Source organism: Bacillus sp. RC251, from assembly GCF_044908765.1.
GTDB classification, from domain to species: Bacteria; Bacillota; Bacilli; order Bacillales; family Bacillaceae_G; genus Bacillus_A; species Bacillus_A wiedmannii.
Genome location: NZ_JBIYDP010000001.1, coordinates 1,560,947 through 1,575,999, shown reverse-complemented (window position 1 = coordinate 1,575,999; position 15,053 = coordinate 1,560,947). Strand labels below are relative to the sequence as shown.

Genomic DNA, 15,053 nt, shown 5'->3' with positions numbered 1-15,053 from the left:
TATTATAATATAACTTCCCTGACAGTTAACGTCAGGGAAGTTATCATACTTCATGAAATTTTATTAATTCCGACAGAACTTCAATAAGTCTTTTCTTAAGACTTATTGGCTCAATAACTTTAATAGATTTATTGTACGGTAAAAGTAAATAAGGTACATATGTATGTATCATATCTTTTTCAAGAAGAAAAACTGCTTTATTTGAAGTCCGCACTTGTAAATAATGTCCTAAAAACCAATGTTGGCAAATATCAGCCAATACACTTTTATCCCCACTAATAACCAAAGAAATAATCCCTTCCTTATCTTCTATAGTTGGAAGAAGGTTTTTTATAAAAAAGTCACGTGCTGAAAAATTTTCTGGCCGGTTAAACTTATTTTCGGTTAGTATTAAATTTTCAATTCGATCTACTCTAAAACTACGGATATCATTCCTAAGATGACAAAATCCAATTACATACCACTTATTATTCCAATAGATAATTCTGTACGGATCGACCAATCTATAATTTAATTGCTTTTTCCCACTTTTATAATAAAGAATTTTTACTGAATACCCATCAGTTACGGCCTGCTCCAACTCCTTCAAAAAATGTTCCATAGAGGATGAACTAAATCGACTTATTACTTCTAGACTACTTAAATGTCGGTTTATCTTTGCTTCCTGCTCTTGATTTGAGTATTTACTTAGTTTTGAAATGGCCCTATTTAATGCTTCACCTCCATAATATCCGGCTTCTTCTGCAAAAACAGCAGCGTGAAATAGTGAAGTTTGCTCCTCAAAATCAAAGAAAAGAGGAGCCTCAATAAAATTGTTCAATAAAGTGTATCCACCGTTATGTCCTGGTTCTGAAATTATAGGTACACCACTTGTTGAAATTGTATCAATATAGCGATACACAGTCCTTATATTCATCTCTAACTTTTCTGAAATTTGTTTTGCAGTAATTTTTTTACCTGAGCGAAGCATCCATAGAATCGCTAACATATTATCAATTTTAGGCATGTAATTCCACCTCTCTATGGAATTTATCCCTTATTATATATTTCTGATTTTTAGTATAACTCATCAACTGTTCCTTTCCGATAGCTTTCTACATAATTAGGCCCTAGACACATTTGTAATTTCACAAATTTGATTTACATTCATATCTACCTCTTCATAAAGCTTTACTGCATAATTCATTCCTGCATGATTTTTATGATATTTCTTTAACCAACCTTTAAATTTTCCTTCTTTCTTATTCAGTTCAATCCCTTTATGTTTCCGCCTACGGATCAGATCACGTTCTAATTGCTTTACACCCGCTATAACCCCGTAATTAAGAATTGGCTGTAGGGATTATCTTCTGATAAATCTAGCCATGTATCTTTTAAGGATTATAATTATCATCTTTATTATAATATGCAGTCGCAACAATATTCTCAATTATTATAGCGATACACACAAACAAGAGAATTATTTTGCGCCTCACAACAAACCTCCTTTTTCATTTTTTTCTTTTTTAAATTGAAAGGTTGTACGCTCCACTTGTTTGATTTCCTCAATTACTTTACGAATTCCTACTTCAATCCTATCTTCCTTCACATTCGTTACGTTTAACTTTAATAGTCTTTCTTTCGGAAAACCTCTCACATAATTTTTATCAATTGTATCAATACTTATTTGTTTTTCACTTAGTCTTTGGAAAAACATTTCTGAAATACTCGTTTTATGTAATTCTAAACAAGTGTGGATTCCAATTGCATTTTGCTTTGTATATGTAAATAAAAGCGGGTTTTCATTATGCATTCTTTCTAATGTTTCTGCTAATTTTTTAGATCTATCGTGATAGGAAGATTTAATTTTATTTTTATGACGTTCAAACATGCCACTCTTTATATAAATTTCTAAAGCAGCTTGGGATATCATAGGGCTATCGATATCTAAAATCTTTTTATATTTATGGAAATCATTTGCAATGGATGGCGGAATGACCGCAACTCCAACTCGTAAACCTGGAAAAATAATCTTTGAATAACTTTTCAAATATATGACATGATTCCCATTATCCAAGCTATATAATGGATCTGCTTTTGAATCCGTTTCTAAATCTGCTAAATAATCATCTTCCACTATAAATACATTATATTTCTTAGCCAATAACACGATTTTTTCTTTCTCATCTTTAGAATAAGAAGTTCCGAGCGGATGATGATATCTTGGTATTGTATAAAAGAATTTTATTTTACCTGTTCGAAAAATACGTTCCAATTCATTTAAGTCAATCCCTTCATTCGTACGTTTAATACCGATTACAGGAATTTTGTTTATTTCTAGATATTCAATATATAGATGATATGTTGGTTGTTCAATTAATATCGTTTCATTTTCATTTGGAAATGGTATAGAAGTTAATATTGCAAGTGCCTGCTGTACACCAGACGTTATAAAAATATTTTCTTCTTTAGTGAAGACTTGATAGTTTGCTAATTGTTTTTGAATGACTGGAATTAAAGACGGTAAACCTTTCGGCGTGCCATATACAAACAAGTCATTTTTATATGTATCAATGGCTTTATTAATACAATGTTGAAAATCTAAATATGGAAAAACATCTGGATCTGGTGCTGAGGAAGCAAAATCAATTATCTCGTTATTTTCTATAGTACTCCCTGATTTTCGAACAACGTAGTATCCACTTTGAGGGACGGAATAAATAATATGACGCTTTTCTAATTCATGTAGTGCCCGTATAACTGTCGCCTTATTACATTCATATTGCGTAACAAGTGATCGTATAGACGGTAATTTCTTTCCTTCTTTTATCACTCCATGTTGAATCATGTTTTCTATATCATTAAAAATATGTAAATACTTATACATTATTTCACTCCCTTATGCAAGGACTTAAAAAGATTCCTCATTCTCAAGCAAACAGAAATACATCCCTTCTATCACTTTAAATTTTAACATTATTTCACATTTTCTCCTCTTAACAAGGAAATTACAATTAATAAATAGAATATCTTCATGAATAAATAAAAAGTGAGGGATATATAATGCAACGTGTAAATACGATTGATATTAGTAATGTACTACAATTGGAAAAAACTCTTTCGACTTTATTAAATAAAAGGATTTCTTCAAAACTAGACCTTGAAAACTGGTTAAAAGAGCAATCAAAAGTAATTTGGGAAATTGAAGAACAATTAAGATCACATTATATCGCTTTTCAATGTAATACAGATAATAAAGAAATAAAAGATACTTTTGAATATGATCAACAATATGTACGGCCTCTTTTGAAACGTTATCAAAATTCATTTGATACTAAATATTTAGAGTCCCCTTTTCGAATGGAACTTGATCCAAAAACGTATAGCTTACTAGATAAAAAAATTAAGAATGCGCAAACATTATTTTGTGAAAAGAACATTGATTTAGAAGTGCGCGAAGACAAACTAGTAACCGAGTACTTCGAAATTACAGGTGGTTTAACTGCACAATGGGACGGTGAAGAAAAAACAATTACTGAACTACAGTCTTACTTACAAGATCCGGATCGTCATATACGAAAAAAAGCAAAAACGCTCATTTCTGAAACATTTTTATCTGTTGAAGATACATTACAACAGATATTAAATGAATTAATCGCAATCCGTCATCAAAAGGCGCAAAACATTCAATTAGATAATTATCGTGATTATATGTTTAAAAAACATGAACGTTTTGATTATACGCCTGATGATTGCTATGAGCTTGCTGAATCTATTCGTAAATACGTAGTACCACTTATCGATAAAATATTTAATGAGAAAACATCTGAACTTCAAGTAGATAGTCTTCGTCCATGGGATCTAAAAGCAACCGCTCCAAATAAAAAAGTATTAAAACCTATTGAAAAAGCGAGTGATTTAATCGAAAAAAGTTCTCATATTTTACACAAACTAGATCCTGAATTTTCCGTATTACTGGAACGTATGCATAAAAATAATTGCTTAGATTTAGAAAGTCGTAAAGGAAAAGGACCAGGAGGATTTTGCGAATATTTACCTGCTTCTCAATTATCTTTTATTTTCATGAATCTCAATCATACACATTATGATGTTACTACTTTCCTCCATGAAATGGGCCATAGTATTCATAATGATTGTATGAAGCAGTTAGAACTTCAAAAGTATTTAGAAATCCCTTCAGAATCAGCTGAACTAGCTAGTATGACAATGGAATTGTTTTCGATGGAGTATTGGGATACTTTTTATGGGAATACAGAAAACTTTACAAAAGCAAAAATAGATTTCTTTAAAGATATTGTTAAATATTTACCACAAATGCTTATAGTTGATCAATTCCAGCATTGGATGTATGAAAATCCTAATCATACAGCTAAAGAAAGAAATGAAAAACATTTAGAATTACATAACACTTACCAATCGAATGTAGTAAATATTGAGGGATATGAAAATTGGGTTGCAACTGGCTGGTTACCTGTGCTACATATATTCGAAATACCATTCTATTACATCGAATATGCAATCGCACAACTTGGTGCGCTGCAAATGTATAAACAATATAAAGAAAATCCTAAACAAGCAATAGAGAATTATAAAAAGGCATTATCATTAGGTAGTTCTAAATCTTTAACTGAAGTATATGAAGCAGCTGGTATTCGTTTTGATTTTTCTAGAGAAACGATTAAAGAATTAATGTTATTTGTAGAGCGTGAATTAGAGTCACTTGAACAATTGTAAGAAGGAAGCTGTTCCTATATTTTAGGTTCAGCTTTCTTCTTTATTTTATTTATCAATTCTATGTACTGAAAATCACCATATCCGATTGTTGGAAAAAGTTGAAACAACTTTATTAATAATTCTTGATTTGATAAACTTTGATTTTTAGAGATGAATTTCATTACGATATTATCTTCTTTTAGCATTTCTAAATATAAGTCTATAGCCTGATACATTACAGGTGGTACCTTATGAGAAGTCTTTTTATGGTTTACTAATAATTCATTGTATATAGTAGAATAATTACCCAATTCAAGTTCAATTTGATTTACTTTAAATTCATCCTCCCTGAAACTATTTAAGTATACTTTCCCTTCATAACAAGACTGTTCAAGATATGAAAGAATAGTAAGTAGATTTATTTGGCAAAACATATCTTCACCAAACCATAAAACAATGCATTTATACTTTTTCGTAAAAAGATTTTTTAACGGATCTATGACCTTTTTTGTATAACTTTCTACTGAACTGTTATGTCCTTCTGCTCTTGTTTTAATAAACTCATCATTAAAAACTTGTGTAGTAGCCAGGTTCACACACATTGCCTCATTAAATGGTGCATATTCAGAATCACTCATTAGCTTTTCATTTTTAAATTCTTCATACATCATTTGACCATTTAATATGTTTAATACATCATTCTCAAACAGCTCACTCATTGCACTACGCAACTGCTCAACCTCTAATTTTCTAGAAAAATTCATTTTAAACTCCCCTTCTTTATTTATATTGAGTTTAACAAATGATTGAATTGGCATTTTGTTAAGCTTAAAGTCTCTTGGATTCATCCCAAAAACATTTTTGAAAGCTCGGCTATATGCTTCTTGCGAAGAATACCCGTAATCAAAAGCGACATCGATTATCTTTCTATCCAGTTTTAGGTCTACAGTAGACAAGTACATTTTTCTAAGAAGGACATAACGTCTAATACTAATACCTGTTACTTGATGAAATTTAAAAGAACAGTAATACGGGGAATACCTCATATAACGGGATAATTCATTTAATGAAAATTCTTCTTTTAAATTGCTCTCAATCCAATCAATCATCTGCTGTATATGTGCATTCATTTCCTTCACTCCTTATATAAAAGTATAAAAGAGATTCGTTTCTTTCTTTTGATATTTCTTGTGTTTTATAACATGAGCCATTAATTACTTCATGCTTCATTTTAAAGGATATCAAAAATAAAACACGAATGTTGTAAATTACGAATCTTTTAGTTCTCTAGTAAAAAATTAAAGTTTGGAAAGGACGTTACAATGAACGAGCTAGAAAAAGAAATACTTCAATTAATAAATAAACTATATCCTTTGAATTTTATTAACATTACACCAATAACAAATGAAATATATAAATGTCTCACAGAACAAGGTGCATACTTCATTAGAATTACAAACTATAAAGCGTATGAAGAACAATTAGAAGAAGTTTCATATACGAATTTTTTATATCAAAATGGCTTAGGTGTTCCACCAATAATCCCTTCTTTACAAGGGAATTTTGTAGAAAAGTTAACATTAGATAAAGAGATTTTTGCCGTATTATATAAAGCTGCGCCTGGTATACATTTACCAAAGTACGAATGGGATTCTAATATATTTAAAAAGCTTGGTAAACAAATTGGAAAATTACATCGTATTTCTAAAAGCTTTGAAAAGACTAAACCAGTTAAACATATAAACGACTGGTATGAAAATGAAGAATATAATTTTCTTAAGTATATCCCTCAAGAAGAAACTACTATAAGAGAAATTGCATCAGACGTTTTAACTTCTATAAAAGAGCTACAAAAATCCATTTCAAATTACGGCTTAATTCACGGAGATTTATGGTTAGAAAATATTTTAGTTGAAAACAATTCAAACTTAATAATGATTGATTTTCAAGACTGTGAAAAACATTTTTATATATTCGATTTAGCAGTTCCTATTTATAGTGCTTTAGAATATTCATTTGCTGGAAATGGGAATATCATTGACTATGAGCATTCTATTACAAAAGCACTATTTGAAGGGTATCAAGAGGAAAATGAACTACCTAAAGAAATGATAGACAAGTTTCCATTATTTATTAAATTAAAGGAGATTTTTGAATATAGCTTAATGCATATGTATTGGAATAAGGAAGAATTAACTGAGGAACAAGTACGGATAATGAATCTTTATAGGATGAAGATTGAAAATAAATATACCTATATCAATATTTAAAAATGCTGTTGTTTAACTACAAGGAAACTTTAGTTAAACAATAGCATTTATTTATTAATTATCTACTAAACAACCTTTGTTTTATTACTTATAAATACTGCTTCAATAATATGTTTAAATACACTTCATTTTGCGGAGATACTTTCTCAGAAAATCTAGCTGCAATCATAATAGGAGCCCATTGAAAGATCTCATCTCTTGTTAGATCAGTATTACTGCAATATATTTGTAAATACATTTCTGCTAATTCTATATAAGACTGCGCATACAATAAATATGTACGAAACACATCTGCACGAATATCACCTGAGCAAGCATCTACCCAGTCTATAATATTTACATACTTTTCACTCAAAATTAGATTAAATGGATGGAAGTCGCCATGGCATAATCTAGGTTCAAATTTGATTGAATGTAACTTATTCAATATACTTTCCTTTTGTTTTTCATCCAATTTATGTACAGATTTAATTTGACGCTCTAACCTTTCCCCCATTGCTTCCATTTCATCCGAATTCACACGTATAGCATGAATCTTTTTTTGTTCATTCACACAAATATTTATGTAATGCTCTGCCTCATTTAGATTATTAAGCAGGAGATCACCTATACTGTCACCTTTTACGTATTCCATAATAATTGCCTGTCTATTTTTTATCTTTGTCACTTCAAATACGTTTGGAACTGATAGTCCGCATGAATAAGCATATTTTTGTTTTTTTGCTTCATTCATAGACTCTGTATCAGGCAGATATTCATTAAATAATTTTACAATCTTAGTATCATAGAGATAGATTTCTGCTGTATTCCCTTTAGCTATCGGATTTCCTAAATTCAATTCATTTCTCTCCTTACTGTAAATTAAGCTGACACATTATACTCCCCTATAAATTCAGTGTAATTATGCTGAAACCCTTCTCCACGAAAATATAAAAAACTTACCACTTTCTATCTTTAAACAGAAAGTGGTAAGTTTAATTTACTAGGAATATCGGAAGAGAAATTTGGTGTATGCACAATTGAAAATGCATATCCCTGCTCAATAAATGATACTTCGTTATGTTTACATTGAAATGGGACACTATTTTTCTTAAAGTTAATTTGGATTTGCTGTAAAAATGCTTGATCTGTTGTTCCGAAAGATACGTGTACTTTTGGTGGTAAAGCCTTCATCGCAATCGGGATCCAACTTCGCTGCCACCAAGTTGCAACGATGTATGCAGTGCCACCTATAACAAAGTTGAAAATATCCCCATCTTTCATCGTTTTCATATTTAGATTGGATTTTAACCATTCTGTAAATACAGGTACACTTTTAACAGGAAGTCCGATTTCCCTTACATATAAAATATTTAAAGGGGACTGCGGTACTAATACATCTTCTTTAACATAACTATGTGCGATAATTTCGAGTAGATTTCCATCCCCGTCTTTAAAGTATACATTGAATAAACCATTCTCTTCACCAATTACATTTCCATTTTGCCATTTCACAATGAGTAATCCAGAATCCTTTAGCCATCTTACTGTTTCATGAAATTTTGAATATGGAATTTCAAAAGCAAAGTGAGCAGGTGCAATTGGTTCATATACTTCTTGAAAACTAATTGTTGTATAAGGTGTTACTTCAAATTGAATAAATGATGTCGTTTCTTTTTTTATTGGAAAAGATAATATATTCTTATATACTTGTTTTACCCCTTCTATGGAAACTGTTTGTAGTTTTATATCTGATATATGTGTAATCACGTTATATTCCCCCTTGTTTCTTATTATCTATTCGTATTGTATTACATTTATAAATAGATAGAATCAAACGGAAGGATGGATTTTCCAAATGAAAACTACAACTTTAGTATGAATATGTTAGCTTCTTTCATTGTTAATATATAGTATTGTTTCCATACAAAAAAGCTGCCTTTCCTTAAACGAAAAGCAACTTTTACAATAAAACATATTATGATTTTACAGCAATCATCATAAACCTTTTTGAATTTGTACGAATCCCTTTTTCAGAACTATTTGCGTCAATGAACTTTTGTAAAATAGTAAAATCTTCTTCCTCTTCTCCAAAATTAGGAATAATAGGCGTATGTTTTAATAAGAAAATGAGGTCTTCAGGGCTACTGTAATAATCAGTGACATCATATTCACTTACTTGAACGCGTTCAAATCCTGCACTACTAAGTTCCCTCATATACTTTTCTTTTAAAGTTCCATCTCTTTCACCTAAGCATTGTCCTCTACCAAATGCTTCTTTTAAGTTTAATTTATCGTGTTCACTAACTTGTTGCGTTAAGAAAACAGCATCCTTTTTCATTACTTTTGATAATTCAGTCGCTGTAAATGGTGCATGACAACTTGAAGCTATATCAAAATGTGCATGCGGAAACACTAAAGCTTCAGAATCCATTTGAAGAAACTCAACATTTTATATGCCTGATTTTTTTAAGTTAGAATGTGCTGTAGCAATCATCCCATTAGAATTATCTATTCCAATTAACAATTTAGCCGAAGATGCTATGTTAAGTACATTTTCTCCTCCACCTGTACCAACATCTAGTAAAATATGTGATGGCTTGCATCTTTCTTTTACCTCTCTATAAAAGTCCCATGAATCTCCTACAGTTTCACATTTTATTTTACTAAAATCCCATCCATTTAATCTTCCTACTTTATCATAAAAGTTTTTGTATTCTAATTCGTTCATTTTATGTGTTCCCCTTTGTTAATACATATAATTTAAAATGAATCATCAATTATTTATTCTATATATGAAAGCCAAGCTTCATAAAATGCTTGAATAGTACGATATCTATTACTTTTTTCTTTATGTAGCGCTTTTGTACATATATTATATAATTCTTGTGTGCTCTCCCATTTTTCATAGCTTTTATCATTTTTTCCGCCAATAAAGGCAAAAGCAATTCCGGCTAATACATACACATTCGTTTCGCTTGTAATTTGTGCATGCAGTTCATATTCCTCCGGTGCTTTGAAGCGAGCTGTCCCCCAAAAATCTTTCCCAATTTCATTGAATACAGGTGTTTTTTGAAAGAAATCAATATCACAAATCGTCAGTTTTGATTGCTCGAAATTATATAAAATACTGCCATCATAAAAATCAACCATGACATAGCCTAATGACTCCACATAGGCTGCAAACTCAAAAATTTGTGTCAATATGTTAAGTCTCTCCGTCACGGATAATTGTCTTAACTTAACAAAAGGCGAATTTGGTGCATGGTGCTTTTCAAACGGTGTAAAGTCCCAATGATTGTGCATGCATTCCCCATCAATCCAATGAAACCTTAAACAAAATCCATTTTTCATTTGAATCGAATTAATATATGGAACTAGTAAAGGATGTTGAATTTGTTCATACACTTCTTTTGCTTTCATTAATCGTTGGATTGCATCCTCTACATTACCTTTGTATTCTAAATTGCGTGCACCAGCATACTTCAAAAAGTAGCGTTTTCCTTTTTCAATGATACCAAAGCTAATATTCCCTGAATCTTGCTGATCAAAAATAGTAAATACTTCTACATCCTTTAACCAATCAAAATTATGATCCTCAGCTAATGTTATTGGGTATTCATTTTTTCCAATTTTAATATTCATCATGTGCTGCTCCTAGCTTTGAGCGAACGTAGTTATAGAGGCATGATACGCATACTCAAATTATTTTTACCTCATACTTTATTTTCTTCTGTTTTTTCATAAAATATCACTCCTTTCAAATAAAGGCCCTTAATTTCATTCAATAACTACCAAAATATTCTTACTTTTTATTATATATTATAAAATACAAGTTATAAGGAAAATATATTCCTTGTGCATAAATAGTTTACATAATAATTTTATAGTTTATTTCTATTTATATAATCTAAATGTCTTCTTCCCCAACCACACATACTATCTAACACTGTACTTACTGTTTTTCCATGCTCAGATAAACTATATTCCACTTTAGGTGGTATTTCTTGATAAATTTCTCGTTCTATTAGTTGATCTTGCTCTAATTCACGCAATTGCTTCGCTAAAGTCCCTTGAGATATATCTGGTATTAATCGCTTTAATTCACCAAATCGTTTTGTTCCATCAGTTAATAATATAAACAAAATGAGTGGCTTCCATTTCCCTCCGATGATTTGTAATGTCGCTATTACTCCTTTTAATTTCGGTTCTTGTAAATCCATTTTTTCACCTCTCAAATCCACATGAATAGCGGTTAGTACGAAATTTGCGACTATGTACATATAAAGTGCGTACTTTTCACTCGCTATCTTTTAGCGAATAATAAAAGCATAGCAATTTTATTTTAAAGTTTTTATTAAGGGAGTGGCTAAAATATGTCTATTACTACATTAAAAGATAATCGTATCGTTATCATTGGTGGGAGCTCAGGTATCGGATTAGCAACAGCAAAACAAGCAATCGAACAAGGAGCACATGTTATTATTGCAGGGCGTTCGAAAGAAAAACTAATGATTGCTCAAGAAATAATAAGTAACAACCGTCTTCAAACTTATGTATTGGATAATCAGGATAAAAACCAACTAGAAGATTTTTTCAAAAAGCTTGGGAATTTTGATCATTTGTTCACCCCAGGAGCCTCTTATACCCTTGGACCAATTACTGCTACGGATGATATTGCTGAAAGCAGCTTTATCGGCAAGTTTTGGCCACAATATTATGCCGTAAAATATGCAATTCCTTTTCTTTCAGACTCCGGATCTATCGTATTAATGTCCGGTGCATTTAGTCAAAGACCACTTAAAGGAGCACCTGCTTATGGAGCTTGTAATGGTGCTATTGAGAGTTTAGGGAAAGCTTTAGCTGTTGAAATAGCTCCTATAAGAGTTAATGTTGTTTCCCCTGGAACGATACGGAGGGAAAATGAACAAAACGAAAATAGACTAACTGCTTATGAAGCTTATAAATCTCTTTCTCTTCTAAAGAGGCCTGGGCATAATGATGAAATTGCACATACTGTTCTATATTTAATGCAAAATAGTTTTACTACAGGCAATGTATTGTTTCCTGATGGAGGATACACATACCATTAAATTATTTAAAACAAAAGCCCCTTATTAAGGTGGCTTTTGTTGCTAATTTAGAAACTGCTGCAGTAATACAGGATCCTCTTTTAAAATTCCTGCTAAAAACATAAATTGCGGATAAGGTTGTAAGATTAAGTCTATATCCATTTTTTCTTTCAATATAGCTATTCCACCTTGCTTAATATAATCTTTTAGTGTTATTTCCTTACTACAAATTAGCCTAATATCACTTAAAGTAAGTAATAAAAGTCCATTCGTTTCAGAAGATGGATATGGCTTATTTTCTGAATGTGCCATATACATAATAGATAAAGTTTCATCTGGACTATCAATAATTAATATTGGATTGATCTCATTTGCTACCTTTATTTTCTTTGATTGCATATTCCAGTTCTCTTTATAATATGTACTTGGTGAACTCAAAATAGTAATATCGATAGTAGCTTCTTCTCTCACTTCTCTTTTAGCAGTTTCTACTGCTGTTTCTTCATCTTCTTTATGTCCGCCGAGCCTTACTACACCTAATGTATCTCCTTTACTCGTTGGCCCAACTTGGAAAACAAATAAGTTCTCGTATATTACATATGCACCAGATGTTCGTACATTTTTATCTATATGTATCAATATTTCCCCTCCTTAATCAACTTTCTCGCAAAATAGTTTACTATAATTTTATTATGTTTTTAAATAATCTTCAATCCAAAGCCTTCATTTTTATTCCCTCCTTAAAATTTTAAAATACATCTAAAAAGTAGGATTCACAAAAGAATCATAGAATTCTATATATAACAAATATTGAACGGATTTTTTTCAAATTCCTCTATAATAAAGGTGGTATAAATAGTGTGAAACTTAAACAAGAACAAAGATTTACCGTAAAGACAACTTTCTCTAAAGAATACAAGATTTTTATTTTTGGTTTACTCATTTCACGAATTGGGGATTCACTATATACTTTTGCATTGCCTTGGATTGCCTATCAATTAACCGGTTCAGCTGTAATTATGAGTTCTTTATTTTCTATTAATGTATTGCCAATTGTTTTATTCGGCCCTTTAGTTGGTGTAATAATTGATCGATACGATCGAAAAAAATTACTTTGGATAGCGGATATTACCAATATTATTTTAGTAAGTCTCGTACCAATTCTACACGCATTACATCTATTAGAAATCTGGCATTTATACGTAATTACTTTTATCTTAGCAGTTATGTCTATGCTTTTTGATGTAACAACTGTTACAGTCATTCCGCAAATTGCTGGAGAATCCTTAACGAAGGCCAATTCTTTCTATCAAATGGTCAATCAATTGGCTAGTTTATTTGGTCCAATGATAGCTGGGGTTTTCATTTCTTTTATTGGCGGCTTTCAGTTGCTTTGGATTAATGTTCTTTCATTTATTGCAACATTAGTTGCTGTGATGTTATTACCGTCTATGAAAAACACAAATAAAAAATGTGAAGATAAAAATACACTTCAAAATGTACTATCTGATTTGGTTAATGGATTTACATGGCTCAAAAATGACCGCTTAAATTTAGCTTTATCTTTTCAAGCTATGATAGGAAACTTTGGAGCAAGTGCGGTTTTAGGTGTATTCATGTATTATTTATTATCCACATTACAACTTACCCCAGAACAAAGTGGGGTTAATTATTCATTAATTGGAATAGGTGGTCTTTTAGGAAGCTTGATTGCAGTTCCTTTAGAAAAAAGGTTGCAGCGCGGCATACTAATTCCTTTACTCCTATTTGTTGGAGCAATTGGCTTAACTTGCGCGCTTTGGAATACATATTGGTTCGCTCCTGGAATTGCTTTCGGTGTTGCAATGACTTGCAATATTGCATGGAATACAATTGTAGCCACCGTTCGCCAGGAAACAGTTCCATCAAATATGCAAGGGAGAGTTTTAGGATTTTCACGTGTACTTACACGATTAGCTATGCCACTCGGGGCATTAGTAGGAGGCATTATTTCAGCTTATAATCCAGTGTATGTATTTGCTTTAGCTGCCTTTACGAAGTTACTGGAAGTTTTTATTGCACTATGTAGTCCGATACGAAAGCTATGATGGAAGGAAAGATAATTATGTATGATTGGTTAATTAAAATTTATGGATAAGTTTATAAAGAAAAAAGGCATATTATAATGCCTTTTTTCTTTATCATCATTTAACTGGATAACAAACTTCTGTAACCCATTTATTAGGATCCAATTCCATCGCTGGGCTCACATGATAAATATTAAACATCGGGCCTGCTAATTCGTAACCTTCTGTCTCAATCCATTTTGCGGCTGCTTCATTTACGTTTGTTATTTGTTCATAACTTCCGTTTACTGTTACAGAAGCTACTTTGATTGGCTCTTTTTTTTGAAAATAAACATCTTTTGTATTTTTATGCTTTCCTAAGATATTTAGCTGTATTTCTACATCTACATCATTTTTTTTGTATTCTTGATCATGGAAGACAGCGATACTATAACTCGGATGGGCCATACTAATATTTTTCATATGAATTTCTTGCATTAACATGGTCCATAAATCGCCTTCACAATTATATGATGGAATAACCTTTCTAACACTGGCTACATATCTTTCTGGAATTTCTTTTATTGAAACGTGGTAATTCATATCAACAACATCCTCTCTCATCGTTTTCATTGAATCTTCGAGGAGACGTAATTGTTTTTTGAGGTTAGTCATGTCTTCTTTAATTTGAGCACTACGATTTAAAAATTGCTCCTTAATACCCTCTATATTATCGCATTCTATTATTTTTTTAATGGTAGCGATATTAAATCCCATATTTTTTAACGTTTGAATTTGATTTACTTTCTTTAATTGGGCTGCTGAATAGTATCGGTATCCACTCTGCTCATCAACTTTTATTGGTTGTAATAATTCCACTTTATCGTAGTGTCTCAACATCCGAATACTAATGGAAGATAGTTTTGAAAAGTCTCCTATTTTAAACATGATTTCCTCCTATAAGTTACATCTAC

At 31.1% G+C, this 15,053-nt stretch carries 13 protein-coding genes and 2 pseudogenes; 4 read left to right on the top strand and 11 right to left on the bottom strand.

What is annotated here, in order from left to right:
* Positions 1-43: 43 nt before the first annotated feature.
* From ABH961_RS07925 to ABH961_RS07915, 3 genes and pseudogenes are all read right to left on the bottom strand, one after another.
* The gene (locus ABH961_RS07925; RefSeq protein WP_087985879.1) at positions 44-1,006 is read right to left on the bottom strand and encodes a helix-turn-helix transcriptional regulator; all 963 of its coding nucleotides are present in this window, start codon (positions 1,004-1,006) and stop codon (positions 44-46) included.
* Between the two features lie 96 nt (positions 1,007-1,102).
* Positions 1,103-1,380, bottom strand: a pseudogene (locus ABH961_RS07920) (helix-turn-helix domain-containing protein); the annotation flags it as partial.
* 91 nt (positions 1,381-1,471) lie between these two features.
* Positions 1,472-2,866 carry an aminotransferase-like domain-containing protein gene (locus tag ABH961_RS07915; RefSeq protein WP_098077210.1) on the bottom strand — a complete coding sequence of 465 codons (1,395 nt, stop codon included), beginning with the start codon at positions 2,864-2,866 and terminating at the stop codon, positions 1,472-1,474.
* Positions 2,867-3,042: 176 nt separating this feature from the next.
* On the opposite strand from ABH961_RS07915, the gene ABH961_RS07910 reads away from it, so the two are divergent.
* Positions 3,043-4,734, top strand: coding sequence for a M3 family oligoendopeptidase (locus tag ABH961_RS07910; protein ID WP_098077206.1), 1,692 nt, complete (start codon positions 3,043-3,045; stop codon positions 4,732-4,734).
* A gap of 14 nt (positions 4,735-4,748) precedes the next feature.
* On the opposite strand, the gene ABH961_RS07905 is transcribed toward ABH961_RS07910, so the two are convergent.
* On the bottom strand, positions 4,749-5,843 hold the full coding sequence (locus tag ABH961_RS07905; RefSeq protein WP_404519187.1) for a helix-turn-helix transcriptional regulator: 1,095 nt from the start codon (positions 5,841-5,843) through the stop codon (positions 4,749-4,751).
* 192 nt (positions 5,844-6,035) lie between these two features.
* Here ABH961_RS07905 and ABH961_RS07900 point away from each other — a divergent pair, with 192 nt between their 5' ends.
* Positions 6,036-6,983, top strand: coding sequence for a phosphotransferase enzyme family protein (locus ABH961_RS07900; RefSeq protein ID WP_098077200.1), 948 nt, complete (start codon positions 6,036-6,038; stop codon positions 6,981-6,983).
* An 88-nt stretch (positions 6,984-7,071) separates the two neighbouring features.
* Here ABH961_RS07900 and ABH961_RS07895 read toward each other — a convergent pair whose 3' ends face one another.
* From ABH961_RS07895 to ABH961_RS07875, 5 genes and pseudogenes are all read right to left on the bottom strand, one after another.
* Positions 7,072-7,821: an aminoglycoside phosphotransferase family protein gene (locus ABH961_RS07895; protein ID WP_098077197.1), complete on the bottom strand. Its 750-nt coding sequence runs from the start codon at positions 7,819-7,821 to the stop codon at positions 7,072-7,074.
* Positions 7,822-7,937: 116 nt separating this feature from the next.
* Positions 7,938-8,732, bottom strand: a complete 795-nt coding sequence (locus ABH961_RS07890) for a VOC family protein (protein WP_098077194.1) — start codon at positions 8,730-8,732, stop codon at positions 7,938-7,940.
* Positions 8,733-8,940: 208 nt separating this feature from the next.
* Positions 8,941-9,693, bottom strand: a pseudogene (locus tag ABH961_RS07885) (class I SAM-dependent methyltransferase).
* A gap of 53 nt (positions 9,694-9,746) precedes the next feature.
* Complete coding sequence (locus ABH961_RS07880; RefSeq protein ID WP_098077191.1) at positions 9,747-10,610, bottom strand: serine/threonine protein kinase; 864 nt, start codon at positions 10,608-10,610, stop codon at positions 9,747-9,749.
* Between the two features lie 236 nt (positions 10,611-10,846).
* The gene (locus ABH961_RS07875; protein WP_048547027.1) at positions 10,847-11,185 is read right to left on the bottom strand and encodes a winged helix-turn-helix transcriptional regulator; all 339 of its coding nucleotides are present in this window, start codon (positions 11,183-11,185) and stop codon (positions 10,847-10,849) included.
* A gap of 153 nt (positions 11,186-11,338) precedes the next feature.
* On the opposite strand from ABH961_RS07875, the gene ABH961_RS07870 reads away from it, so the two are divergent.
* On the top strand, positions 11,339-12,055 hold the full coding sequence (locus ABH961_RS07870; RefSeq protein ID WP_097890194.1) for an SDR family oxidoreductase: 717 nt from the start codon (positions 11,339-11,341) through the stop codon (positions 12,053-12,055).
* Between the two features lie 42 nt (positions 12,056-12,097).
* On the opposite strand, the gene ABH961_RS07865 is transcribed toward ABH961_RS07870, so the two are convergent.
* The gene (locus ABH961_RS07865) at positions 12,098-12,673 is read right to left on the bottom strand and encodes an NUDIX hydrolase (RefSeq protein WP_098642381.1); all 576 of its coding nucleotides are present in this window, start codon (positions 12,671-12,673) and stop codon (positions 12,098-12,100) included.
* Between the two features lie 221 nt (positions 12,674-12,894).
* On the opposite strand from ABH961_RS07865, the gene ABH961_RS07860 reads away from it, so the two are divergent.
* Positions 12,895-14,121 (top strand): MFS transporter, encoded by a 1,227-nt coding sequence (locus tag ABH961_RS07860; RefSeq protein WP_098047560.1) that lies wholly within the window; start codon positions 12,895-12,897, stop codon positions 14,119-14,121.
* A 96-nt stretch (positions 14,122-14,217) separates the two neighbouring features.
* Here ABH961_RS07860 and ABH961_RS07855 read toward each other — a convergent pair whose 3' ends face one another.
* Positions 14,218-15,027, bottom strand: coding sequence for a MerR family transcriptional regulator (locus ABH961_RS07855; RefSeq protein ID WP_097890873.1), 810 nt, complete (start codon positions 15,025-15,027; stop codon positions 14,218-14,220).
* Positions 15,028-15,053: the final 26 nt, after the last annotated feature.